Below are 24,745 nucleotides of genomic sequence, written 5' to 3'. Positions count from 1 at the left end.
CTGCCTCCGCGGCCCCGCATGCGGTGCCGTTCTCACGGAATTTTGATGTTCCGTGAGTAACCTCCCTCCCCAGCACTGACGGAACGAGCCGTGGAGGAAGGGAGACAGCGGTGGTGCGCGGAGCGTATGCGCTGGCGCGGGTGGCGGTCCTGGTACGGGTGCCGGCGCGGTGGCTGTGGTGGCTGGGGGTCGTGGCGGCGGGTGCCGGGGTCTTCGTGCCCGGACTGACCGGACGCCGCATCGGGGTGCTGGGTGGCGCCGCACTCTTCGTGGTCGCCGCGGTGGTGGCCTTCCTGGTGCGCCGGCGGCGGTACACGGCCCTCGCGGAGGCGGCCGAGCGCGCGCCCCGGGGCGTCTTCCTGCAGGACCGCCGGGTCACGGCGCGCGCCTGGACCCGGGCCCGGCGGTGGTGGCTGCTCGCGGCGTTCGTGGTGGCCCTCGCGTCCGGCGCGGCCGCGCCCGCCGCGGCGGGGATGCTGCTCGCGGGCGCCGGAGCGGGGCTGTGGGCCAAGGCGGTGCGCCTGGGGCGCTGGGAGCGGGCGCACGAGACGCTGCTGTGGGTCAGGCCCGAGTACGTGGGACGCGGCCCCGCCGCGGCGGCCGTCCCCGGTTACGAGGCCACCGGCCCGGTGGCCGGCGACGCGGGCCCCGGCGGGTCGTCCCGCCGTCGCGCCGCGGCGGCCCGCTGAGCCGTCCGGGTGAACGAGCCGCGGCCGCGCGGCCGCGGCTCAGCCGCCGCTCTCCCGTACGAGGTCCTCGATCGTCTGGGCACGGCGCAGGGTGCGGAAGTCCGGACCGGGCCCGCAGTAGCCGTGGACGGCGGGGCGGGGCAGCGAGTTGTACGCGAAGTGCGTCGAGAAGTAGTACGCCCCCGTGTCGGGCAGCGCCACGAGGTCGCCCTCCGCGAGCAGCGGCAGCTCGCGCGCCGTGGCGACGAGGTCGCCCGCGAAGCAGCACGGCCCGGCGACGTCCTGGACGACCGGGGTGCCGTCCTTGGGGCGTCCTTCCGGGTCGAGCGCCAGGACCCGCAGCGGCCAGGCGCCGGGCGCGAAGACGGTGCGCGTGGCGACCTGGGCGCCGGCGTGCGTCACGGCGATCGCGCGGCCCCCGGCCGTCTTGGCGTACTCCACGCGCGCCAGGATCGTGCCCTGCTTGGCCACCAGTGACCGCCCGAACTCGGTGACCAGCGCGTACCGCCCGTCGAAGAGTCCGGGCACGGCCGCGCGGAGCACGTCGGCGTAGGCGCGGAAGCCCGGCCGGACCTCGTCGGAGGCGAAGTTGACCGGCAGGCCGCCGCCGATGTCCAGCGTGGTGACCTGCCGGCGCCCGGCCGCCGCGTTGATCCGCTCGGCGAGCTCGTACGCCGCGCGGACGCCGGCCGCCATCAGCTCCAGGGGCACGCCCTGCGAACCGGTGTGGGTGTGCAGCCGGGTGAGCCAGGGACGGTCGAGGTAGGCGCGGACCACCCACTGCGCCGCGCCCTCGTCGCGCAGGGCGACGCCGAACTTCGACGTGGCGGTGGCCGTGCTCATCGCGCCGATGCTGCCCGCGCCGACCTGGGGATTGACCCGCAGGCCCAGGGGGGCGGCGGTGGTGCCGGGCGGCACGAGCCGGTCCAGGCGCGCCAGCTCCTGCGGGTTGTCGGCGTTGAGGGCGATGCCGAGGGCCAGCGCCTCCCGCAGTTCGTCCGGGGTCTTGGCGGGGGAGTCCAGCACGATCCTCGCGGCGGGTACGCCCGCGGCCCTGGCCAGGGCGAGCTCGCCGGGGCTGGCGACCTCCGCGCCGATGCCCTCCTCGCAGAGCAGCCGCAGCACCGGCACCAGGGACGCGGCCTTGACCGCGAAGGTGTGCGTGACCTCCACCCCGGGCGTCGCGAAGGCCGCCCGCAGATCGGCGGCGGCCGCCCGGACGCCGTCCAGGTCCAGCAGGCCCACCACCGGCCTGTCGGTGCCGACCAGTCCCTGCCCGACCGCCGCGCGAAGTGCCCGTTCCCGTCGTACCGCGGGTTCCTCCGTCATACCGCCATCGTGTCAGGCCGAGGCCGTCGGGGCGGGTCCGTGACGGACGGGCCCCGGTGGGTACGACCTGCCCGTGGGGGCCGTGACCCGGAGACGTCCCCGCGGGGACGCGCCGGAGGCACGTCGGCCCGGTTGACTAGTGCTATTCAGGAGGCAAGGATGTGAATGACTCAATCCAGTCGCGAGGAGGCAGGGGCATGACCGGAACCGGCGCCGGACCGAGGACCGTACGCGCACCGCGCGGCAGCGCGCTCACCGCGCAGGGCTGGCAGCAGGAAGCCGCGCTGCGCATGCTGCAGAACAACCTCGACCCCGAGGTCGCCGAGCACCCCGACAAGCTCGTGGTCTACGGCGGCACCGGCAAGGCCGCCCGTGACTGGCGGTCCTTCGACGCGATGGTGCGCACCCTCCAGGGCCTCAAGCAGGACGAGACGATGCTCGTCCAGTCCGGCCGCCCGGTCGGCGTGATGCAGACCCACGAGTGGGCGCCGCGCGTGCTCATCGCCAACTCCAACCTCGTCGGCGACTGGGCCACCTGGGAGGAGTTCCGCCGCCTGGAGGCGCTGGGCCTGACCATGTACGGCCAGATGACGGCCGGTTCGTGGATCTACATCGGCACCCAGGGCATCCTGCAGGGCACGTACGAGACCTTCGCCGCCGTCGCGGAGAAGAAGTTCGGCGGCAGCCTGGCCGGCACCATCACCCTCACCGCCGGTCTCGGCGGCATGGGCGGCGCCCAGCCGCTCGCCGTCACCATGAACGGCGGCGTCGCCATCTGCATCGACTGCGACCCGCGCGCCATCGAGCGCCGCATCGAGCACCGTTACCTGGACGTGCGCGCCGACTCCCTGGAGCACGCGCTCGCCCTCGCCACCGAGGCCCGCGACCAGCGCAAGCCGCTGAGCATCGGCGTCCTGGGCAACGCGGCCGAGCTGGTGCCGCAGCTGCTCGCCATGGACGCGCCCATCGACGTCGTCACCGACCAGACCTCCGCCCACGACCCGCTGGCGTACCTGCCGATCGGCGTCGACTTCGAGGACATGACCTCGTACGCGGCCGAGAAGCCCGCCGAGTTCACCCAGCGCGCCCGCGAGGCGATGGCCAAGCACGTCGAGGCCATGGTCGGCTTCATGGACGCGGGCGCCGAGGTCTTCGACTACGGCAACTCCATCCGCGGCGAGGCCCAGCTCGCGGGCTACGACCGGGCGTTCGCCTTCCCCGGCTTCGTCCCGGCCTACATCCGCCCGCTGTTCTGCGAGGGCAAGGGCCCCTTCCGCTGGGCGGCGCTGTCCGGCGACCCGGCCGACATCGCCAAGACCGACAAGGCGATCCTGGAGCTCTTCCCGGAGAACGAGTCGCTGGCCCGCTGGATCAAGATGGCCGGTGAGCGGGTCCACTTCCAGGGCCTGCCCGCGCGCATCTGCTGGCTCGGCTACGGCGAGCGCGACAAGGCCGGCGAGCGCTTCAACGAGATGGTCGCCGACGGCACCCTGGCCGCCCCCGTCGTCATCGGCCGCGACCACCTCGACGCGGGCTCCGTCGCCTCCCCGTACCGCGAGACCGAGGCCATGCTCGACGGCTCCGACGCGATCGCCGACTGGCCGCTGCTCAACGCCATGGTCAACGTCGCCTCCGGCGCCTCCTGGGTCTCCATCCACCACGGCGGCGGCGTCGGCATCGGCCGCTCCATCCACGCCGGCCAGGTCACCGTCGCCGACGGCACCAAGCTGGCGGGCGAGAAGATCCGCCGCGTGCTCACCAACGACCCGGGCATGGGCGTCATCCGGCACGTCGACGCCGGGTACGACCGCGCCGACGAGGTCGCCGCCGAGCGCGGTGTGCGCGTGCCCATGCGCGAGGGCGGCGAGGGCGTCGAAGGCGGGGAGGCGTGACCTCCTCGTTCCACGAGATGTGGAGGGAGTTGCGGCCCATCGGCCGCGACTCCGGCTCCGGCGGCTACCGCCGCTACGCCTGGACCGGCGCGGACGCCGACTGCCGCGCCTGGTTCACGGCGCAGGCCGAGGGCCGGGGCCTGACGTACGAGCTGGACCGCAACGGCAACCAGTGGGCCTGGCTGGGTGATCCCACCGCCGGCGACGCCGTGGTGACCGGTTCGCACCTGGACTCGGTGCCGGACGGCGGCGCCTTCGACGGCCCGCTGGGCGTCGTGTCCTCCTTCGCGGCGCTGGACGAGCTGCGGGCCCGCGGCGCCGCGCCCGCCAAGCCGCTGGCGATCGTCAACTTCGGCGACGAGGAGGGCGCCCGCTTCGGGCTGGCCTGCGTCGGCTCCCGGCTGACCGCGGGACAGCTGACCGCCGAGAAGGCCCACGCGCTGCGCGACGGCGACGGAGTCACCCTGGCACAGGCGATGGAGCGGGCCGGGCACGACCCCGAGGCGATCGGCCCGGACCCCGGACGCCTCGCCCGTATCGGCGCGTTCGTCGAGCTCCACGTCGAGCAGGGCCGCTTCCTGGCCGACACCCCGCACGCGGTCGGCGTCGCCTCCGCCATCTGGCCGCACGGCCGCTGGCGGTTCGACTTCCACGGCGAGGCCAACCACGCGGGCACCACCCGCCTGGAGGACCGCCGCGACCCGATGCTGACGTACGCCAACACGGTGCTCGCCGCCCGCAAGAAGGCCCGGCTCGCCGGCGCGCTGGCCACCTTCGGCAAGGTCGGCGTCGAGCCCAACGGTGTCAACGCCATCGCCTCCCTCGTGCGCGGCTGGCTGGACTCGCGCGCCGCCGACGAGGCCACCCTGGCCGAGGTCGTCGGCGAGATCGAGCGCGCGGCGGTCGAGCGGGGCGAGCGCGACGGCGTCCGGGTGGAGGTCACCCGGGAGTCCTTCACCCCGGTCGTGGAGTTCGCGCACGGCCTGCGCGACGAGCTCGTCAAGCTGCTGGGGGAAGTGCCCGTGCTGCCGACCGGGGCGGGACACGACGCCGGCATCCTCTCCGAGGCCGTCCCGACCGCCATGCTGTTCGTACGGAACCCCACCGGGGTCTCGCACTCCCCGGCCGAGACGGCCACCGAGGACGACTGCCTGGCCGGGGTGACCGCACTCGCCGATGTACTGGAGGGCCTGGCGTGTCGCTGACGCCGCAGAGCTACTGGGCCGAGTACGCGTGGACCGGCGGCCGCGTCGAACGGGGTGTGGTCGTCGACACCACCGCCGACGGCCGGATCGCCGCCCTGCGCACCGGGGCCGCCGCGCCGCCCGTCGGCGCCGTGACGCTGCGCGGGCTCACCCTGCCGGGGCTGGCCAACGCCCACAGCCATGCCTTCCACCGGGCCCTGCGCGGCACGGTGCAGCAGGGCAGCGGCACCTTCTGGACCTGGCGCGAGGTCATGTACCGGGTCGCGGCCGCGCTGACCCCCGACACCTACTTCGACCTCGCCCGCGCCGTGTACGCGGAGATGGCCCTGGCGGGCATCACCTGCGTCGGCGAGTTCCACTACGTGCACCACCGGCCCGGCGGCGGCCCCTACGAGGAGCCCAACGCCATGGGCGAGGCGCTGATCGCCGCCGCGGACGAGGCGGGCATCCGCATCACCCTCCTCGACACCGTCTACCTCTCCTCCGGCTTCGGCGCCGCCCCCGAACCGCACCAGCTGCGCTTCGGCGACGGCGACGCCGAGGGCTGGGCCGAGCGCGCGTCCGCCCTCGCCGACCGGCCCCACGCGCGGATCGGCGCGGCCGTGCACTCGGTGCGCGCGGTCCCGGCCGGCCAACTGGCCACCGTCGTCCGATGGGCTGAGGACCGGCAGGCGCCGCTCCACGTCCACCTGTCCGAACAGCCCGCCGAGAACGAGGCCTGCCTCGCGGCGCACGGCGTCACTCCCACCCGGCTCCTTGCCGACCACGGTGTGCTCGGTCCGCGCACCTCGGCCGTGCACGCCACCCACCTCACCGACGAGGACATCGCGCTGCTCGGCGGCTCCGGCACCACGATCTGCATGTGCCCCACCACCGAACGGGACCTCGCCGACGGGATCGGCCCGGCCAGGCGGCTGCAGGAGGGGGGCAGCCCGCTCAGCCTCGGCAGCGACAGCCACGCCGTGATCGACCTGTTCGAGGAGGCGCGGGCCATGGAGCTGGACGAACGGCTGCGCACCCGCACCCGCGGCCACTGGACCGCCGCCGAACTGCTGCGCGCCGCCACCGCGGACGGTCACGCCGGCCTGGGCTGGGCCGACGCCGGGCGACTGGAGGCGGGGGCGCTCGCCGACTTCACCACGATCGCGCTGGACAGCGCGCGCACCGCGGGCCCCCCGGCCCGGCTCGGCGCCGAGACCGCCGTCTTCGCGGCCACCGGCGCCGACGTCCGCCACACCGTGGTCGGCGGCCGCCACGTCGTCCGCGACGGCGCGCACCAGCTCGTCCACGACGTGGGCGCGGCCCTGGCCGCCGCGATCTCCGCCGTATCCGCCGCCGAAGGAAGCCCGTCATGAGCAGCAGCGTCATCACCAACATCGGCAGCCTGGTCACCAACGACCCGGCGCTCGGCGAGGGCCCGCTGGGGTTGCTGGAGGACGCCGCGCTCGTCATCGACGGCGAGCACGTGGCCTGGGTCGGCCCCTCCGCGGCGGCGCCCGCGGCGGACGAGTCGTACGACGCGGCCGGCCGGGCCGTCATCCCCGGCTTCGTCGACTCCCACTCGCACCTGGTCTTCGCCGGAGACCGCACCCGCGAGTTCAACGCCCGCATGTCGGGCCAGGCGTACACCGCGGGCGGCATCCGCACCACCGTCGCCGCCACCCGGGCCGCGAGCGACGAGGAGCTGCACGCCAACGTCGCCCGCTACGTCGCCGAGGCGCTGCGCCAGGGCACCACGACCATCGAGACCAAGTCCGGCTACGGCCTCACCCCGCACGACGAGGCCCGCGCCCTGCGCATCGCCGGCGCCCACGCCGACGAGGTCACCTTCCTCGGCGCGCACATCGTCGCCCCCGAGTACGCCGACGACCCGGCCGGCTACGTCGACCTGGTCACCGGCCCCATGCTCGACGCCTGCGCCCCGTACGCCCGTTGGGTCGACGTCTTCTGCGAGCGCGGCGCCTTCGACGGCGACCAGGCCCGCGCCGTCCTCACCGCCGGTGCCGCCCGCGGTCTGGTCCCGCGGGTGCACGCCAACCAGCTCGGCCACGGGCCGGGCGTGCAGCTCGCCGTGGAGCTGGACGCGGCCTCCGCCGACCACTGCACCCACCTCACCGACGCCGACGTCGACGCGCTCGCGGGCAGCCGCACGGTCGCGACGCTGCTGCCCGGCGCCGAGTTCTCCACCCGCGCCGTCTACCCCGACGCGCGGCGGCTGATCGACGCGGGCGCCACCGTCGCGCTGTCCACGGACTGCAACCCCGGCTCCTCCTTCACCAGTTCCATGCCCTTCTGCGTGGCCGTCGCCGTACGGGACATGCGGATGACCCCCGACGAGGCGGTACGGGCCGCGACCCTGGGCGGGGCGCTGGCGCTGCGCCGGGACGACGTCGGGCGGCTCGCGCCCGGCGCGCGGGCCGACGCGGTGGTCCTGGACGCCCCCTCGCACGTCCACCTCGCCTACCGGCCCGGTGTGCCGCTGGTGTCCGCCGTGTGGCGGCGCGGGGTGCGCGAAGCGACGTGATCCGCACGCATGTGGTGCGCACGGCTGTGCTGGTGATAGACGTTCGGGAATGAGATCTCGACGTGTGCTGACCGTGGCCCTGCTGTCCCTGGTGGCCGCGGCCCCGTTCGCCACGGCGGTACCGTCCCGCCCGGCCGCCGACGAGGTCCGGCCGCTCGGGCAGGTCGTGCCCGCGCCGTCCTCGGTCGAGCCGGACGGGACGGCGTTCACCCTCGGGGACGCCGCCGGGATCCACGTCCCCGGCGGCTCCGCGCAGGCCGGGGCGATCGCCGGCCAACTGGCCGCGCTTCTGCGCCCGTCGACCGGGTACGCCCTGCCCGTGACGGCGGACCGGGCCGAGGAAGGCATCGTGCTCGCGCTCGACACCGCCGCCCGCACCGGGGCGGAGGGCTACACCCTGCGGTCCACCGCCCGCTCCGTCGTCATCCGCGCGGCCACGGCCGCCGGGCTCTTCCACGGGGTGCAGACGCTGCGGCAGTTGCTGCCCGCCGACGTCGAGCGCCGGTACGTCGTCCGGCGGCCGTGGACCGTCCCGGGCGGCACGATCTCCGACGCCCCGCGCTACGGCTACCGCGGCGCGATGCTGGACGTGGCGCGCCACTTCTTCACCGTGGACGAGGTCGAGCGCTACATCGACCAGCTCGCCCTCTACAAGATCAACCGGCTGCACCTGCACCTGACCGACGACCAGGGCTGGCGCATCGCCGTCGACGGCCTGCCCCGGCTGACCGCCCACGGGGGCAGCACCGAGGTCGGCGGCGGCCCGGGCGGGTTCTACAGCAAGGCCGACTACCGCGAGATCGTGGCGTACGCGGCGAGCCGCTACATGACCGTCGTGCCCGAGATCGACATGCCGGGCCACACCAACGCCGCCCTCGCCTCCTACGCCGGGCTCAACTGCGACGGCGTGGCCCGCGAGCTCTACACGGGCACCAAGGTCGGCTTCAGCTCGCTCTGCGTGTCCAGGCCCGCCACCACCGCCTTCGTGGAGACCGTCCTGCGCGAGGTGGCCGCCCTCACCCCCGGCCCGTACCTGCACATCGGCGGCGACGAGGCGCGGGCCACGCCCCACGCCGACTACGTCGCCCTCATGGACCGCGCGCAGGCGGTGGTCCGCGGGCTCGGCAAGACGCCCGTCGGCTGGCACCAGCTGACCGGCGCCCACCCCGTCCCGGGCGCCGTCGCCCAGTACTGGGGGACCGGCGCCAAGGACCAGGCCGACGTCGCGGCCGCCGCCCGCGCGGGCACCCGGCTGATCCTGTCGCCGGCAAACCGCGCCTACCTCGACATGAAGTACGACGAGGACACCCCGCTCGGTACCTCCTGGGCGGGCCGGACCGACGTCCGGCGCGCCTACGACTGGGACCCCGCGGACCTCGTCGCGGGCGCCCCGGCCGACGCCGTCCTCGGTGTCGAGGCCCCGCTGTGGTCCGAGACGGTCACCAGCAGCGCCGACGTCGAGTACCTGGCCTTCCCCCGCCTGCCCGCCGTCGCCGAACGCGGCTGGACCCCCGCGGCGCGCACCGGCTGGGCCTCCTTCCGGGAGCGCCTGGCGGCCCAGGGCCCGCGGTGGACGGCGATGGGGATGAACCACCACCGGGCTCCCGGCATCGACTGGCCGGCCGCCGGCACCGGCCCCGGCGACGTCGTCGGACTGTCCTGACGAAAGGCCGGGCCCGGTGAGAGGGAACTCTCACCGGGCCCACTGCGCCGTGCCGGGGAAGGGGAGCGGGTCACTCCTCCACGAGCAGTCCCCGTCGCAGCCGCCCGAGGGTGCGGCTGAGCAGCCGCGAGACGTGCATCTGGGAGATGCCCAGCTCCTCACCGATCTCGGACTGTGTCATGTTGCCCACGAAGCGCAACGAGAGGATCTGCCGGTCGCGTACCGGGAGCTCGGCGATCAGCGGCTTGAGGGACTCCACGTACTCGATCCCCTCCAGACCGTGGTCCTCGTAGCCGATGCGGTCGGCGAGCGCCCCCTCGGAGTCGTCCTCCTCGGGCTGGGCGTCCAGCGAACTCGCGGTGTACGCGTTGCTGGCGCTCATGCCCTCGACGACCTCGGACTCGGTGATCTGCAGCCTGTCGGCCAGCTCGGCGACGGTCGGCGCGCGGTCCAGCTGCTGCGCGAGCTCGTCACCGGCCTTGGCCAGGTCCAGCCGCAGCTCCTGGAGCCGGCGCGGGACCCGCACGGACCAGGAGGTGTCACGGAAGAAGCGCTTGATCTCGCCGATGATCGTCGGCATGGCGAACGTGGGGAACTCGACCCCGCGGCTCAGCTCGAAGCGGTCGATGGCCTTGATCAGCCCGATCGTGCCCACCTGGATGATGTCCTCGACGGGTTCGCTGCGGGAGCGGAACCGGGAGGCGGCGAACTTCACCAGGGCGAGGTTGAGCTCGACCAGCGTGTTGCGTACGTAGCTGTACTCGGGGGTGCCCTCCTCCAGCGTCTCGAGCCGCTGGAAGAGCGTCTTGGACAGGGCCCGAGCGTCGACCGGACCCACCTCGTCGAAGGGCGGGATCTCCGGGAGGTCCTCCAGGCCCTCCGGTGTTCCGTGTTCCTCGTGGACGCTGGCCTCGGTGGTCGCCGACGCGTCGCGCGCGTCGAGCCGGGATGCCATGCTCTCCTCCTCGGTGCGGCGGCAGGGCAAGCGGAGCGTGAAATTCAGCCCACACTCAACGCCTACCCCGTTCGGCGCGGATATTGCAACCCGGCGGTCATCGATCTCCGGGCCGCCGCCGGAGCGACTACCGCCCTGATCAGGAAGCGCGTAGGGTGCGAGATGCGGATCGCCGAGTCGTCCGGGAGGAGTGTGCATGGACCGCGAGATGGTCGACACGGCCGGGCGGGACCGGCTGCACGTTTCCGTGCAGCGGTACGGAACGAAGGCGGTCGTGGCACCTGCCGGTGAGCTGGACCACCACACCGCCGACCTGCTGCGCGAGCCGCTCGACACGCTGATCGAGGACGGCTTCGGCACCCTCGTGGTGGACTGCACGCATCTGGAGTTCTGCGACTCCACCGGACTCAACGTCCTGCTCGGCACCCGGCTGAAGGCCGAGGCCGCGGGCGGGGCGGTCCATCTGGCCGGGATGAAGCCGGCCGTGGCCAAGGTCTTCGCGATCACCGGGGCCGAGGCCGTGTTCACCGTCCACGACACCCTGGACGACGCCCTCAAGGAGTGACCCTCCGCAGCGGCTCCCCACGGGGGCCGTTGTGGCACGCCCTGTTTCGTCCGCATCCGGAGGTGTTCACCGGAGCGGCCCGGGCAGGAGAGACCTCGGGATCACTTCGGACACTGGCGGACATCGGTGAGTGGAGGCGCTGATGAGCACCACCCGGCCCCCTACGGCCGACGACCGCGACCCGGATCCGGGCGATGCGGCACTGCCGCCGCGCGGTCAGGGCGCCCAGGACGCTGAGACACGGCGGCTTTCCCTTGCCGACGTGGCCGGCGTGGTGCCCAGCGCCCGCGACTTCACCCGCCAGGCCCTCTACGACTGGGGCTGGCTGCCGGCCGAGACCGCGGACCGCCGCGCGGCGGCCGAGGACGTGCTGCTGGTGGTGTCCGAGCTGGTCACCAACGCCTGCCTGCACGCGGGCGGTCCCGAGGAGCTGCGGCTGTTGCGGCACTCCAAGGCGCTGCGCCTGGAGGTCGCCGACGGCGGCTCCGGCAGTCCCGCCCCGCGGACCCCGCACCGGGCCGGACGGCCGGGCGGGCACGGGATGTTCATAGTGCAGCGGCTCTGCCTGGACTGGGGGGTCGTACGCCACGCCGACGGCCGGCCGGGCAAGACGGTCTGGGCCGAGGTCGCCGCCCCGGCCTGAGCCGGATCTCTTCCCCTCTTTCCCTGACGGGCGTACTGTCGCGCCACATCTGATGGAGCGTCAGTAACTTCTGGGGGAAGGGAGACATCCGGTGTCGCTCTCCAAGCGCAAGGCGGCCGCGGTGTCGACCGTCGGCGCCGTCATGGCGGCGGCGGCCGTCCTCGGCAGCGCCCCGGCCGCGTACGCGAAGGTCGTGGACGTCAGGTACGACTGCAAGACCCCGATCGGCGACAAGAGCGCCGTCTCGCCCATCGACATCACCGCCACCAAGTCGGGGTCGGGCTACAGGATCGTGATGTCGTTCCGCAAGGGCGTCTCCTCCAGTCCCGTCGACCTGGGGAAGGGCGCCATGAATCCGAGTGCCCTCATCACCCTCGGCGGGGCCGACAGCGGGTCGCTCAAGGTGTCGGGTCCCGCGAACGCCGCGACCGTGCCCGCCAACACCCCGATCAAGATCAACGACTTGTCGGGCACCTACGTCCCGCGCGGCAGCGGCAAGGTCACCTTCACCGCGGGGGTGCTCACCATCAAGGCCCTCGGTACGACGACGACCTGCACCCCGGGGAACGGCCCGGGGCCCTCGCTGACCCTCGACGTCACCGCGGCGGCCGGGTCCAAGGGCGGCTCCGCCTCCGGCGGTTCGGGCGGGTCCGGCGGCGAGTCCCTGCCGCAGACCGGGCCCGAGGACGGCGCCGTCGCCCTGGGCACCCTCGGTGGCACCGTCCTGCTCCTGGGCGCCGCCGGCGTGCTCTGGCTGACCCGCCGTCCAGGGCACCGAATCTGACGCTCCGTCAAATTCGGTCAGGCTTTCGCATTGACTTCTCTTGATCGCCGGACGTCAATGACCGTCGGCGGTACAGAAAGGGACTCTGTACCAGAAAAGTGATCAAGAGGTGCAAAATGATCGCGTTTCCTCGCAATGGCGCCTTATGGAGACGGAGGTCCGCCGCCGTGCTCGGGGCGTTCGCCCTCGCGCTGGGCGGCGGGACCCTCCTTGCCGGGCCCGTCGCCGCGGCGACCTCCACCTTCCAGGTGCACTGCATTCCGCCGGGCATCTCCGGCATCCCGCCGTTCGACGGGCCGACCGTCGCCGACGTCTCGGTGAGCGACACGACCCCGCAGCTCGGCGACACGGTCACCGTCACCTACGTGCTCGACGGCCCCATGGCCAACACCAGCAGCTTCAACCTCCCCATCCCCGAGGACCAGATCACCCCGACCGTCAAGGTGCGGCTCGGCGGCGCGCAGACGCAGGAGCTCACCCTCGTCGGCCCCAAGGAGAACCCGGTCATCCCGGCCGGTGCCGACTTCCCGGACTTCACCATCACCGGCACCTTCACGGTCACCGCGCCCGGCCAGATCACCCTCACCCCGGGCGACTACAACGTCCACTCCGACTACGGCATCTCGGCCGACACCCCCTGCACCGTGCTCAACCCGCCCGCCCCCGTCGCCGAGACCATCACCGTGGCCGCGCCCAACGGCCGGCACATCGCGCTCGGTTCCTCCTCCGGCCCGATCGGGGCGCAGGTCACGGTCACGGGCGCCGGCTTCACCGCGGGCGCCGCCGTGACCGTCGCGGGCGTCCAGGGCGCCACCGCCACCGGTGAGTTCACCTCCGCCACGGCCGACGGCTCCGGTGCCTTCAGCGCGACGCTGGCCGTCAGCGACCTCGACACCACCGGCATCGTCGCGTTCGAGGGCGGCGGGTACGACCCGGCGACGGCCGCCGGGCCGGTGGCCTACACCGTCATCGACACCACCCCGCCGCCACCGGGCAGTCAGAAGCTCACCACCTCGGTGAAGGCGGGCACCCTGTCGATGACCCAGGCCGGGGACACCGTCGAGATGACCCCCGTCGACTTCGGCGAGGGCGGCCCCTCCACGGGCGCGCTGCAGACCGTGACCGTCAAGGACTTCCGCGGCGGGAGCACGGGCTGGTCGCTCACCGGCAAGGTCACCGACTTCAAGGGGCCCGGCGGCACGCTCATCGGCGCCGACCGGCTCAGCTGGCAGCCCGCGTGCGTCGCGGCGTCCGGCAGTCCCAGCACCTGCGCCGCGGGCTCCGCCGGCGCCGTGGGCAGCGCGGGCGCGACGCTGGCCCAGGCGTCCGACGGGACCCTGACCGGCGGCGAGTTCACCGTGGACGCGGGGCTGTCGCTGGACGTGCCCGCGTTCTCCGCCACGGGAAGCTACTCCGGAGTCTTGACCCTCACGCTTACCTGACGCACAGTCAGATAGCTCGGGTGGGCCGGCCGCCGCGACCGGCCCACCACCGGACCGCGAGGGAGCGCCGCCATGACCAGAGCCAGGGCCGGAGCCAAGGCGTCCGGCGTGCTCCCGACCGTCCTCCCCGTCCTCTTCGTTCTCTTCGTCCTCCTCGGTCTGCTCGGCCTCGGCGCGGCATCCGCTCCCGCCGCACTCGCCGCGGACAACGGCCGCTGGTCGGTCTTCCCGGCCCCGGCCGCCGGGGCGAAGGACCGCAGCCCCACCGCCCAGGAACGGCCCTTCTTCACCCTGGAGGCCGACCCCGGCACCACGCTCAGGGACAAGGTCTCCGTCTCCAACCTCTCGGGCGAGCCGATGACCTTCCGGCTCTACGGCGCCGACGCCTACAACACCCCCCGCGACGGCGGCTTCGCCGTGCGCGGCGCCGACGAGGAGAACACCGACCTCGGCTCCTGGGTACGGCTGGCCCGGAGCAGCATCACCGTCCCCGCCCGCACCCGCGCCGACATCCCCTTCACCGTCACCGTCCCCGCCGACGCCTCGCCCGGCGACCACCCCGGTGCGATCGTCGCCCTCGACACCCGCGTCGGCGCCGCCCCGGGCGACGTACGGGTGGGCGTGCGCAGGGCCGTCGGGGCCCGCGTCCACCTGCGCGTCGCGGGACCAAGCCTCGCCGCCCTGTCCGTGGAGCACGTCACCGTCGGCCACGGCGGACCGCTGTTCCCCGGCACCGGCGACAGCCACGCCAGCATCCGCTACACCCTCGTGAACCGGGGCAACGTCACCCTCACCCCGCGGCTCGCCGTCACCGCGCGGGGCCTGTTCGGCCGCACGCTGCTGGACCGCCCGGCACGCACCCTGCCCCTGGAACTGCTGCCCGGCCAGCGGGTCGAGCTCACCGAGCCCTGGGCGGACGCCCCGCAGTTCGACCGGGTCGGCGTGCGGCTGCGCGTCACCGCGGTACGCGCCGACGTCGACGAGACCGCCGGCGCCTCGTTCCTCGCGGTGCCCTGGGCGGCCGTGGGCCTCGCCCTGGCCCTCCTCGGGGGCCTGCTCAGCCTGCTGGTGCGGATCCGCGCGCGGCGCCGGACGGCGCAGGCGGACCCGGCGGCGGGGGAGGAGCCGTACGAGGCCGGCGGCACCGACCTCGCGGCCCGCGCGGGCGGCGGACCCGACGACCCCGGCGCCACCGGCGCGACCCTCGGCGGCAGGACGGCGTGAGGCCCATGCGACGGCGCACCCACCGGATCCCCGCGGCAGCCCTCTGCCTCCTCGCGCTGCTCCTCCTGAGCACCCCCGCCCCCGCCGCGGCGGCTCCCGGCCCGGCCGTGACCGTCAGCCCCGAGCAGGCCGGCGCCGGCGGCGACATCACCGTACGGGGCACCGGCTGGCGTCCGGACACCCTGCTCACGCTGCTGATCTGCGGCCAGAACGCGATCGGCGGCACCAACTCCTGTGCCAACGCGTACGGCCGGGCCGTCACCACCGACGCCCACGGCGCCTTCCGCCGCGCGATGCCGGTCGCGGAGCCGCCCGAGCCCTGCCCGTGCGTCGTCCACGTCGCCACCGTCACCGGTGAGCGCACGGTGGTGGACGCGCCCTTCGTCGTCGCCGGTCACCCGACCGCCCCGCTGCCCGAGCGCACCGGCGGCGGCCGGCTCGCCGTGCTCAGCGCCCGGCTCGACGGCCCGAACGGCCTGCTCACCTGGTTCGGCGCCCCGCCCGGCCGGCGCCTGGTGCTCACCGTCGGCAACCTCGGCACGGGCCCGGCCAAGGACCCCGTCTTCCGGGTCGGCACCTCCCACGGGCTCTTCGGGCCCCAGTGGGAGGAGCGCACCTGGCGCGGCACCGTCCAGCCGGGCAGGAAGGCCCGGGTCGAGCTGCCCGTCGAGCTGGCGGCCGGCGCCCACGGCGACTACACCGTGACCCTGGAGCACGGCGGCAAGGTGCTGGTCACCGAGCCCTGGGACGTCCCGCGCCCCTGGGGCGTGACCCTCTTCTGGCTCCTGCTCTGCGTCGTCGTGCCCGCCGCGCTCTTCCGGCTCTGCATGGCCGTCGTCAACCGGGTCCGCCCGCGTGCCCCGGGACCTGCGGGACCGCCCCCCGGCCCACCGGCCGGCCCGGCGCCCGCCCTGCCGTGGTTCAGCCACGACCACCAGCCGCAGCACCGCACCGCTGAGGGCAGCACTCCATGGGGGGACGGCACCGCCCACCGCCACGAAAGGAACCACACGTGACCCACCGACGATCCCGGGCCGCCACCGCCGTCGGCCTCGCCCTGATGCTCAGCGGTGCGGGCGTCCTCGCCGCGGCACTCCCGGCCGCGGCCGCCGACGTCGCGTACGCCACCGAGTGCACCCCGCCCGCGGCGTCCGGCCTGCCCAAGGTCAACGGGACCACCAAGGCCGACATCAGCGCGCCCGCCACGGCCGCGGTGGGCGACGAGGTCGAGGTGGTCTGGAAGTTCACCCAGGCCGCCTCCAAGAACCCGGACCTCATCGACCTCCCGGCGAACAGCGTCAAGCCGTCCGGTGAGATCACCGTCGCCGGCGCCCAGAGCGGCGGCCTGGCCGTCGAGGGACCGCGCGAGAACCCGGCGATCCCCAAGAACAGCGAGATGAAGCTCTCCGACATGAAGGGCACGCTGAAGCTCACCGCACCCGGCGACGTGACGCTCACCCCCGGCGGCTACGCCATCAACGCCTTCTCCACGGACACCACGTGCGTGCCCACCGGCACCGTCCCGGTCGCCGCGACGATCAAGGTGACCGCGGACGGCGGCGGCACCGGCTCCCCGACGACCACCCCGACCACGACCCCCACCACCACGCCGAGCACCACCCCCACGACGACGCCGAGCACCACGCCCAGCGGCACCGCCACCGGCGGAACCTCCCACACCGGCAAGGAGGTCGACGTCTCCTACGCCTGCAAGACCCCGATCGGCGACAAGAGCGCGGTCTCGCCCGTGCGGATCGACGCCGAGGAGAAGGGCGGCGCCTACGACCTCACCGTCCACTTCGGCGAGTCCGTGATGGACAGCCCCGCCGACATACCCGCCGACTCCGTCAAACCCTCCATGAAGGTCGAGGTCGGCGGCGTGGACCAGGGCGAGGTCGCCGTCGAGGGTCCCACCAACAAGGACCCCATCAAGGCGGGCGACCCCATCGAGATCCCCGACCTCACCGGCAGGTACACACCCGCCCACGACGGGCAGGCCACCCTCACCCCGGGCGTGCTGACCGTCGAGGCCCTCGGCACCACCACGACCTGCACCCCCACGGAGGACCCCGGAGTCTCCCTGACCCTGGACGTCACCGGGCAGGAGGGCGGCATCACCGGCGGTTCCGGCGGGTCGTCCGGCACGTCGGGCGGCACGACCGGCACCTCCGGCGGCCTCGCCGACACCGGTTCCTCCGACCGGGCCGCCCTGAACGCCCTCGCCCTCGTCGCGGGGACCGTGCTCCTCCTCGGCGGCGCGGTCTTCACCTTCACCCCGTGGAGCCGCCTGCGGCGCTGACCCTGGCGCGCACCGGCTACCGCGCGGTGGGGCCGTCCAGCTCCTCGATCGAGGCGTTGGACGGCCCGCGCTCGCCCCGCAGACCCTCCGCCACCGATTCGGCGTCGCGCAGCACCCGGACCGCGTTGCGCCACGCCAGCTTCGCGAGGTCGTCCTCGGACCAGCCGCGGCGCAGGAGTTCGGCGAACAGCCTCGGGTAGCCCGAGACGTCGCCGAGGCCCTCGGGGAGGTGGACGACGCCGTCGTAGTCGCCGCCGAGGCCGAGGTGGTCGACACCGGCGACCTCGCGCATGTGGTCGAGGTGGTCGGCGACGGTGCCGATGTCCGCGACGGGCCGGGGGTGGCCGGCCGCGTAGGCCTCCTGGACGGCCTGGGCCTCGGCGGACTGGTCGAGCGGGTGCAGGCCGTGGGCCTTCATGTTCTCGTTCGCGCCGACGATCCACTCGGCGGCCGCCGGCAGGATGAACTGCGGCACGAAGGTGGCCATCGCGACACCGCCGTTGCGGGGCAGTTGCTCCAGGACGTCGTCCGGGACGTTGCGGACGTGGTCGCAGACGGCGCGCGAGGACGAGTGCGAGAAGAGCACCGGGGCCTCGCTGACCCGCAGCGCCGCCCGCATGGTGCCGGGGGAGACGTGGGAGAGGTCGACGAGCATGCCCAGGCGGTTCATCTCGCGGACGACCTCCTCGCCGAAGGCGGTCAGGCCGCCGTGCCGCGCCTCGTCCGTGGCCGAGTCGGCCCAGTCGATGGTGTCGTTGTGGGTGAGCGTCATGTAGCGCACGCCCAGCGTGTACAGCATCCGCAGCACACCCAGGGAGTTGGCGATGCTGTGCCCGCCCTCGGCGCCCATCAGGGAGGCGATGCGGCCCTCGGCGCGGGCGGCCTCCATCTCGTCCGCCGTCACCGCGAGGCGCAGGGCGTCCGGGTGACGGTCGACCAGGCGCAGCACGCAGTCGATCTGCTCCAGCACGGCGACGACCGCGTCGCCCCCGGTGAGGTCGCTGCGGACGTACACCGACCAGAACTGCGCCCCGACGCCGCCCGCCCGCAGCCGGGGGATGTCGGTGTGCAGGTGGGCGGACTGGTCAGCGGCGATGTCCCGCCGGTCGAGGTCGTAGCGGACCTGCTCGCGCAACCGCCACGGGAGGTCGTTGTGGCCGTCCACCACGGGGTGGGCGGTGAGCAGCTCCTGTGCGCGTGCGAGCAGGTCCATGGACTACTTCTTCCCTCCGAAACCGAAGCCGGCCGACCCCTCCACCTTGGCACGCAGGCGCTTGCCCTTCTCGGTGGCCTGCTGGTTCAGCTCGTCCTGGAAGTGCCGCATGCGCTCCAGCAGTTCGGCGTCGTGCGCGGCGAGCATGCGCACCGCCAGCAGGCCCGCGTTGCGCGCGCCGGCCACCGAGACCGTGGCGACCGGGACACCGGCGGGCATCTGCACGATGGACAGCAGCGAGTCCATGCCGTCCAGGTACTTCAGCGGTACGGGCACGCCGATCACCGGCAGCGGCGTCACCGACGCCAGCATCCCGGGCAGGTGCGCCGCGCCGCCGGCGCCCGCGATGATCGCCTTGAGGCCGCGCTCGGCGGCCTGCTCGCCGTACGCGACCATCTCGCGCGGCATGCGGTGCGCGGAGACGACGTCGACCTCGTACGGCACCTCGAACTCGTCCAGCGCCTGGGCGGCGGCCTCCATGACCGGCCAGTCGGAGTCGGAGCCCATCACGATGCCGACCAGCGGCCCAGCGGGATTGCTCACTCTTGGATCGTCCCTCGCAGGTAGTCGGCGGCGTGCCGGGCGCGTTCGCGCACCTCGGCCAGGTCGTCGCCGTAGGTGTTGACATGGCCCACCTTGCGGCCGGGCTTCACGTCCTTGCCGTACATGTGGATCTTCAACTGCGGGTCCCGGGCCATGCAGTGCAGGTACGCCGCGTACATGTCGGGGTAGTCGCCGCCGAGCACGTTGGCCATCACCGTCCACGGCTGGCGCGGGCGCGGATCGCCCAGCGGCAGGTCCAGCACCGCGCGCAGGTGGTTGGCGAACTGCGAGGTTATGGCGCCGTCCTGGGTCCAGTGGCCGCTGTTGTGCGGACGCATGGCCAGCTCGTTGACGAGGATCCGGCCGTCCCGGGTCTCGAAGAGCTCCACCGCGAGGTGACCCACCACGCCCAGTTCCTTGGCGATGGTCAGCGCGAGCTGCTGGGCCTGCGCCGACCGGGCCTCCGGCAGCTCGGGCGCCGGCGCGATCACCGTGTCGCACACGCCGTCGACCTGGATGGACTCCACCACCGGGTAGGCGACCGCCTGCCCGTGCGGGGAGCGCACGACGTTGGCCGCCAGCTCCCGTACGAAGTCGACCTTCTCCTCGGCCAGCACCGGCACGCCCGCCCGGAACGGCTCGGCGGCACCGGCCTCGTCGCGGACGACCCACACGCCCTTGCCGTCGTAGCCGCCGCGCACCGTCTTGAGCACGACGGGGTAGCCGTCGCCCTCCTCGGCGAAGCGCGTCACGTCCGCGGGGTCGGAGACGATGCGGTGCCGCGGGCAGGGCACGCCGATCGAGTCGAGCTTCGCCCGCATCACGCCCTTGTCCTGGGCGTGCACCAGCGCGTCGGGCCCGGGGCGGACGGCGATGCCGTCGGCCTCCAGCGCCCGCAGGTGCTCGGTGGGGACGTGCTCGTGGTCGAAGGTGATCACGTCGCAGCCGGCGGCGAACGCGCGCAACGTGTCGAGGTCGCGGTAGTCGCCCACCACGACTTCCCCGGCGACCAGGGCCGCGGAGTCCACGGGCGTGTCGCTGAGGAGCTTGAACCTGATGCCGAGGGGGATGCCCGCCTCGTGGGTCATACGGGCGAGCTGGCCGCCGCCGATCATGCCGACTACCGGGAATGTCACAGTCACCAGGATATCGGGGCACGAATGTCCCACCGACCGCCGTCCCGCGGGGGCCCCGGATAGCATGAAGGTCACTGACCAGACACAGACGGGGCCGAACGATCACATGGACGGTGCGACCGGGTCCAGCACCCGCGCAGGACTGCGGAACCGGCTGACCGCGATGACCCGCGAGATCGCCAAGTTCGGGGCGGTCGGCGGGGCGGGAGTCCTGGTCAACATCGGGGTCTTCAACTTCGTCCGGCACGTCACCGACCTCCAGGTCGTGCGGGCCAGCATCATCGCGACCGTCGTCGCGATCGTCTTCAACTACGTGGGCTTCCGCTACTTCACCTACCGTGACCGCGACAAGTCGGGCCGTACCCGCGAGCTGACCCTCTTCCTGTCGTTCAGCGCGGTGGGCCTGGTGATCGAGAACGGGGTGCTCTACACGGCGACCTACGCCTTCGGCTGGGACAGCCCGCTGCAGAGCAACGTCTTCAAGTTCATCGGCATCGGCGTGGCGACCCTGTTCCGCTTCTGGTCCTACCGCTCCTGGGTGTTCAAGGCGCTGCCCGTCCGCGAGACGGTGCAGCAAGCAGAATCGTTCCTGGTCACGACGGGCACCGAGACCCCCGGCGGCGCCCGGACCGGAACCCCCGGCGCCCGGTCCTCCGCGCGCTGAAGACCGGCTAGCGCTTCTCCGCGCCCCTCCCGCGGGTGGCCCGGTCCTCCCCTGCCAGGAAGAGCGCGAAGACCGGAGGACGCTGCTGCAGCAGCTCCAGCCGGCCCCCGTCGGCCTCGGCCAGGTCGCGCGCGACCGCGAGGCCGATGCCGGTGGAGTTGCGGCCGCTGACCGTGCGCTCGAAGACTCTGGCCCCCAGCTCCGGCGGCACGCCCTGCCCCTCGTCCGTGACCTCGACCACGACCTGCGTCCCGGTGACCCGGGTGGAGATCGCGACCGTGCCGGAGCCGTGCATCAGCCCGTTCTCGATCAGCGTCGCCAGCACCTGGGCCACCGCCCCGGGGGTGCCGACCGCGCGCAGCCGCTTCTTGCCCGCGGAGGTGATGGCCCGGCCCGCGCTGCGGTATGCCGGGCGCCACTCCTCGACCTGCTGCTTGATCACGTCGTCGATGTCGAACACCACCGCCGAGCCGGTCCGCGGGTCCCGCGCGTTGGTGAGCAGCCGCTGCACGACGTCCGTGAGCCGTTCCACCTGACCGAGTGCGATCGTCGCCTCCTCCTTGACGGCGTCCTCGTCCTCGGCCGTGGCGATGATCTCCTCCAGCCGCATCGACAGCGCCGTCAGCGGCGTCCGCAGCTGGTGGGAGGCGTCGGCCGCCAGGCGCCGCTCGGCGGTCAGCATCCGGGCGATCCGCTCGGCGCTGCGGTCCAGCACGTCGGCGACCCGGTCCAGCTCCGGCACCCCGTAGCGCCGGTGGCGCGGTCTCGGGTCGCCCGAGCCCAGGCGCTCCGCGGTCTCCGCCAGGTCGGTCAGCGGGCTGCCGAGCCGGCGCGCCTGGCGCACCGCGAGCACGACGGCGGCCAGCACCGCCAGCAGCGCCACCGCGAGGATGATCAGCAGGGTGCGGCCGATCTCCTGGCTGACCTTGCTGCGGGACTCCTCGACGGTGACGATCTCGCCCTGCTCGCCGGTCTGCCGGGAGGAGATCACCTGGCCCGTGGGCCTGGTGCCGATGGTGATCGGGTCCGCCCCCGGGATCTGCACGAGCGCGTACCGCCCGGGGGCGATCTGCTGGGCCAGCACCTCGCGGCTGATCCGCTCCTCGCCGATCATCCTGCTCTCGACGATGCCGACCAGCCGCACCGCCTCCGAGTCCACGCTCTCCTTGGCGCTGTTCTCGATCGTCCGGGCCTCCACCAGGACGAGGGAGACACCGAAGACGGCGATGACGACGAGCACCACGGCGAGCGTGGACTGGATGAGACGGCGGCGCATGAGTGAAGCGTCTCAGACCGCGAGGGCCCCGGGCGTGCTAGTTCTTCTCGAACCGGAAGCCGACACCGCGCACCGTGGAGATGTAGCGGGGGGCCGCCGCGTCGTCGCCGAGCTTCTTGCGCAGCCACGAGATGTGCATGTCCAGGGTCTTGGTGGAGGACCACCACGTGGTGTCCCAGACCTCGCGCATCAGCTGCTCCCGGGTGACCACCCGGCCGGCGTCGCGCACCAGCACCCGCAGGAGGTCGAACTCCTTCGCGGTGAGCTGCAGTTCCTCGTCGCCCATCCACGCGCGGTGCGACTCGACGTCGATCCGCACGCCCTGGGTGGAGGGATGCTGGGCCTCGGCGGTGCCACGCCGCAGCAGCGCCCGCACCCGGGCCAGCAGCTCGGCCAGCCGGAAGGGCTTGGTCACGTAGTCGTCGGCGCCGGCGTCCAGGCCGACCACCGTGTCCACTTCGTCGGCGCGGGCGGTGAGCACCAGCACCGGGAAGCCATGGCCTTCGGTGCGCAGCCTCCTGCACACCTCCAGCCCGTCCATTCCGGGCAGCCCCAGGTCGAGCACCAGAAGATCGAAGGAGCCGAGCAGGGCGGCTTCGAGCGCCGCGGGTCCGTCCTCGCGCACCTCGACCTCGTACCCTTCGCGGCGCAGCGCGCGTGCGAGCGGTTCCGAGATGGATGCGTCGTCCTCGGCGAGCAGTACGCGGGTCATGGGCTGATGGTAGTCCGCCCGGAGAAACCGCACGCCGGGCGGGCCGTCACTGTTGTGAGGTACATCTCAAGTCATCCCATATAGCACATCTCGCGCTGTCATAAGGTAACGAAAGGCCCGAAACACCCCTTGGGACCTCTGGCGCGCCCCACGCGTCGAAGGACCCTTCTGTGACGGGACCGGTCCCCACCAGTATTTCAGTCAACGACCTGTAGGCCGGGGCCGCGCCTGTGAAGGCGTCGGCCGTGGATCCCGGGTGCGCCTTGGTGCGCCCCGGTGCCGGTCACCCCCCACCCGGGCGCGCACCGCTCTCGCAGCGCGTCCCGAGAAGCAAGGAAAGTCCATGGCGTCCAGCCTGACTGAGGGCCTTGCCGCGCCGAACCCCGGATTCAGCGGCAGGAACTTCCTCGGCCACCCCCGCGGCCTGGTCACTCTCTTCCTGACCGAGACGTGGGAGCGTTTCAGCTACTACGGCATGAGGGCGCTGCTCGTCCTCTACCTGACGGCCTCGGTCGCGGACGGCGGCCTCGGCATGAAGGCCGCCACCGCCTTTGCCATCTACAGCGTCTACACCGCCACGGTGTACCTGCTGGCGATGCCGGGCGGCTGGTTCGCCGACCGCTTGTGGGGCCCGCGCCGTACGGTCGCCATCGGCGGCGCGATCATCATGATCGGCCACTTCCTGCTGGCCGTGCCGGTGAAGGCCTCCTTCTTCGTCGGCCTGGTCTTCATCGCCGTGGGCTCCGGCCTGCTGAAGTCGAACATCTCGACGATGGTCGGCCAGCTCTACCCGGACCGCAACGACCCGCGCCGCGACGGCGGCTTCACGATCTTCTACATCGGCATCAACCTCGGCGCCTTCCTCGCCCCGCTGGTCATCGGCACCGTCGGCCAGCAGGTCAACTGGCACCTGGGCTTCGCCCTCGCCGGTGTCGGCATGGCGCTCGGCCTCGCCCAGTTCCTCATCGGCACCAGGAACCTCGCGCCGGTCTCCAGCGTGGTCCCCACGCCGCTGGACGCCGCCGAGCGCGCCGGCCTGATGAAGAAGGCGCTGCTGTGGCTGGTCGCCGCCGTCGTCTTCTACGGCGTGGTCACCTTCACCGGCCACTTCACGATCAAGTGGGTGCTGTGGCCGCTCTCCCTGCTGGGCCTGGCCGTGCCGAGCTTCTACTTCTGGCGCATCCGACGCGACCAGGAGCTCACCTCGGACGAGAAGACCAAGGTCACCGGCTACATCTGGTTCTTCATCGTGGCCGCCCTGTTCTGGATGATCTACGACCAGTCGGGTTCCACGCTGACGGTCTTCGCCTCCGACCACACCTCGTCCACGCTGTGGGGCTTCGACTTCCCCGAGAGCTGGTTCCAGTCGCTGAACCCGCTGTTCGTGATGGCCCTGGCCCCGGTCTTCGCCGCGCTGTGGATGCGGCTGCGCCGGAAGAACCCGAGCACGACCGTGAAGTTCGCCCTCGGGCTCATCGGCATCGGCGCCTCCTTCGTCGTGATGATGCTGGCGCAGGCCGCCGCCTCGGGCGACGCCAAGGTCACCCCGCTGTGGCTGGCCGTGGTCTACCTGATCCAGACCACCGCCGAGCTGTGCCTGTCCCCGGTGGGCCTGTCGGTCACCACCAAGCTGGCCCCGGCCAAGTACGCCAGCCAGATGATGGGCCTGTGGTTCCTCGCCGTGACGGCGGGCGACTGCGTGGCGGCCATCCTCCAGCTGGTCATCGGCGACGGCTTCCTGTCGGAGACCTCCTTCGCGGTCCAGGGCTTCGTGGCGCTTGCCGCGGGCGCGGCCTTCATCGCGTACCGCAAGCGTGTCATCCGGCTCATGGGGGACGTCCACTGACGTCTGCGCCCCGCGCACGCGCCGAGGGCCCGGAGCGGCACGCTCCGGGCCCTCGGCGCGTCTTTGCGCGGGGCGGCTGCGTCGGGCCGCCCGGCGCCTCGTGCGCGGGTGCGTTGCGCCTGCGGCGGGCGTCCACCCGCC

General features: G+C 73.3%; 22 protein-coding genes. 15 read left to right on the top strand and 7 right to left on the bottom strand.

The genetic code is table 11. From position 1 onward, the window contains the following. Positions 1 to 110 precede the first annotated feature (110 nt). The gene (locus tag AC1VWI_RS18975) at positions 111 to 689 is read left to right on the top strand and encodes a hypothetical protein (RefSeq protein ID WP_499512199.1); all 579 of its coding nucleotides are present in this window, start codon (positions 111 to 113) and stop codon (positions 687 to 689) included. A 39-nt stretch (positions 690 to 728) separates the two neighbouring features. Here the strand turns inward: AC1VWI_RS18975 and AC1VWI_RS18970 are convergent, their stop codons facing one another. Then, the gene (locus tag AC1VWI_RS18970; RefSeq protein ID WP_499512198.1) at positions 729 to 2,018 is read right to left on the bottom strand and encodes a type III PLP-dependent enzyme domain-containing protein; all 1,290 of its coding nucleotides are present in this window, start codon (positions 2,016 to 2,018) and stop codon (positions 729 to 731) included. Between the two features lie 197 nt (positions 2,019 to 2,215). Here AC1VWI_RS18970 and hutU point away from each other — a divergent pair, with 197 nt between their 5' ends. The 5 genes from hutU to AC1VWI_RS18945 are packed head-to-tail and all read left to right on the top strand — an operon-like array spanning position 2,216 to position 9,302. Beyond that, the gene (gene hutU, locus AC1VWI_RS18965; RefSeq protein WP_499512197.1) at positions 2,216 to 3,910 is read left to right on the top strand and encodes a urocanate hydratase; all 1,695 of its coding nucleotides are present in this window, start codon (positions 2,216 to 2,218) and stop codon (positions 3,908 to 3,910) included. Beyond that, the gene (locus tag AC1VWI_RS18960; protein WP_499512196.1) at positions 3,907 to 5,115 is read left to right on the top strand and encodes an allantoate amidohydrolase; all 1,209 of its coding nucleotides are present in this window, start codon (positions 3,907 to 3,909) and stop codon (positions 5,113 to 5,115) included. The genes hutU and AC1VWI_RS18960 overlap by 4 nt, the downstream gene beginning before the upstream one ends. Beyond that, complete coding sequence (locus tag AC1VWI_RS18955) at positions 5,112 to 6,470, top strand: formimidoylglutamate deiminase (RefSeq protein WP_499516853.1); 1,359 nt, start codon at positions 5,112 to 5,114, stop codon at positions 6,468 to 6,470. Before AC1VWI_RS18960 ends, AC1VWI_RS18955 begins: the two co-directional genes overlap by 4 nt. Continuing rightward, positions 6,467 to 7,639 carry an imidazolonepropionase gene (hutI, locus tag AC1VWI_RS18950; RefSeq protein ID WP_499512195.1) on the top strand — a complete coding sequence of 391 codons (1,173 nt, stop codon included), beginning with the start codon at positions 6,467 to 6,469 and terminating at the stop codon, positions 7,637 to 7,639. Before AC1VWI_RS18955 ends, hutI begins: the two co-directional genes overlap by 4 nt. A 49-nt stretch (positions 7,640 to 7,688) precedes the next feature. Then, positions 7,689 to 9,302 (top strand): beta-N-acetylhexosaminidase, encoded by a 1,614-nt coding sequence (locus AC1VWI_RS18945; RefSeq protein ID WP_499512194.1) that lies wholly within the window; start codon positions 7,689 to 7,691, stop codon positions 9,300 to 9,302. A gap of 70 nt (positions 9,303 to 9,372) precedes the next feature. Here the strand turns inward: AC1VWI_RS18945 and AC1VWI_RS18940 are convergent, their stop codons facing one another. Continuing rightward, positions 9,373 to 10,257 (bottom strand): RNA polymerase sigma factor SigF, encoded by an 885-nt coding sequence (locus AC1VWI_RS18940; protein WP_499512193.1) that lies wholly within the window; start codon positions 10,255 to 10,257, stop codon positions 9,373 to 9,375. A 196-nt stretch (positions 10,258 to 10,453) separates the two neighbouring features. On the opposite strand from AC1VWI_RS18940, the gene AC1VWI_RS18935 reads away from it, so the two are divergent. The 7 genes from AC1VWI_RS18935 (at position 10,454) to AC1VWI_RS18905 (ending at position 17,214) form a co-directional block, all read left to right on the top strand. Beyond that, positions 10,454 to 10,822, top strand: coding sequence for an STAS domain-containing protein (locus tag AC1VWI_RS18935; protein ID WP_499512192.1), 369 nt, complete (start codon positions 10,454 to 10,456; stop codon positions 10,820 to 10,822). A 142-nt stretch (positions 10,823 to 10,964) separates the two neighbouring features. After that, a complete protein-coding gene (locus tag AC1VWI_RS18930; protein WP_499512191.1) occupies positions 10,965 to 11,465 on the top strand; it encodes an ATP-binding protein in 501 nt (166 codons plus the stop codon). Between the two features lie 142 nt (positions 11,466 to 11,607). Next, positions 11,608 to 12,249: an LPXTG cell wall anchor domain-containing protein gene (locus tag AC1VWI_RS18925; protein WP_499516852.1), complete on the top strand. Its 642-nt coding sequence runs from the start codon at positions 11,608 to 11,610 to the stop codon at positions 12,247 to 12,249. 116 nt (positions 12,250 to 12,365) lie between these two features. Beyond that, positions 12,366 to 13,691 carry a beta-xylosidase gene (locus tag AC1VWI_RS18920; protein WP_499512190.1) on the top strand — a complete coding sequence of 442 codons (1,326 nt, stop codon included), beginning with the start codon at positions 12,366 to 12,368 and terminating at the stop codon, positions 13,689 to 13,691. A gap of 72 nt (positions 13,692 to 13,763) precedes the next feature. Continuing rightward, positions 13,764 to 14,915, top strand: coding sequence for a DUF916 domain-containing protein (locus tag AC1VWI_RS18915; RefSeq protein ID WP_499512189.1), 1,152 nt, complete (start codon positions 13,764 to 13,766; stop codon positions 14,913 to 14,915). 5 nt (positions 14,916 to 14,920) lie between these two features. Continuing rightward, a complete protein-coding gene (locus AC1VWI_RS18910) occupies positions 14,921 to 15,931 on the top strand; it encodes a hypothetical protein (RefSeq protein WP_499512188.1) in 1,011 nt (336 codons plus the stop codon). Positions 15,932 to 15,975: 44 nt separating this feature from the next. Further along, entirely contained in the window at positions 15,976 to 17,214 is a 1,239-nt protein-coding gene (locus tag AC1VWI_RS18905; protein WP_499516851.1) for a hypothetical protein, read from the top strand. Between the two features lie 16 nt (positions 17,215 to 17,230). Here the strand turns inward: AC1VWI_RS18905 and AC1VWI_RS18900 are convergent, their stop codons facing one another. From AC1VWI_RS18900 to AC1VWI_RS18890, 3 genes are read right to left on the bottom strand one after another with little or no spacing between them, the layout of a single operon-like run. Next, entirely contained in the window at positions 17,231 to 18,427 is a 1,197-nt protein-coding gene (locus AC1VWI_RS18900; protein ID WP_499512187.1) for a dipeptidase, read from the bottom strand. Between the two features lie 3 nt (positions 18,428 to 18,430). After that, a complete protein-coding gene (purE, locus tag AC1VWI_RS18895) occupies positions 18,431 to 18,934 on the bottom strand; it encodes a 5-(carboxyamino)imidazole ribonucleotide mutase (RefSeq protein ID WP_361797940.1) in 504 nt (167 codons plus the stop codon). 32 nt (positions 18,935 to 18,966) lie between these two features. Continuing rightward, positions 18,967 to 20,106: a 5-(carboxyamino)imidazole ribonucleotide synthase gene (locus tag AC1VWI_RS18890; protein ID WP_499512186.1), complete on the bottom strand. Its 1,140-nt coding sequence runs from the start codon at positions 20,104 to 20,106 to the stop codon at positions 18,967 to 18,969. A 106-nt stretch (positions 20,107 to 20,212) separates the two neighbouring features. Here AC1VWI_RS18890 and AC1VWI_RS18885 point away from each other — a divergent pair, with 106 nt between their 5' ends. Then, the gene (locus tag AC1VWI_RS18885; protein ID WP_499512185.1) at positions 20,213 to 20,770 is read left to right on the top strand and encodes a GtrA family protein; all 558 of its coding nucleotides are present in this window, start codon (positions 20,213 to 20,215) and stop codon (positions 20,768 to 20,770) included. 7 nt (positions 20,771 to 20,777) lie between these two features. On the opposite strand, the gene AC1VWI_RS18880 is transcribed toward AC1VWI_RS18885, so the two are convergent. Both AC1VWI_RS18880 and AC1VWI_RS18875 read right to left on the bottom strand, forming a co-directional pair. Continuing rightward, on the bottom strand, positions 20,778 to 22,046 hold the full coding sequence (locus tag AC1VWI_RS18880; RefSeq protein ID WP_499512184.1) for a sensor histidine kinase: 1,269 nt from the start codon (positions 22,044 to 22,046) through the stop codon (positions 20,778 to 20,780). 37 nt (positions 22,047 to 22,083) lie between these two features. Beyond that, positions 22,084 to 22,758: a response regulator transcription factor gene (locus tag AC1VWI_RS18875; protein ID WP_018559726.1), complete on the bottom strand. Its 675-nt coding sequence runs from the start codon at positions 22,756 to 22,758 to the stop codon at positions 22,084 to 22,086. Positions 22,759 to 23,101: 343 nt separating this feature from the next. On the opposite strand from AC1VWI_RS18875, the gene AC1VWI_RS18870 reads away from it, so the two are divergent. Continuing rightward, positions 23,102 to 24,604 carry a peptide MFS transporter gene (locus tag AC1VWI_RS18870; RefSeq protein ID WP_499512183.1) on the top strand — a complete coding sequence of 501 codons (1,503 nt, stop codon included), beginning with the start codon at positions 23,102 to 23,104 and terminating at the stop codon, positions 24,602 to 24,604. Positions 24,605 to 24,745: the final 141 nt, after the last annotated feature.

This window comes from Streptomyces sp. TOM-9 (genome assembly GCF_056858595.1).
Note: the sequence above shows the minus strand (reverse complement) of the source record. Positions and strands in the feature narration are given on the sequence as shown.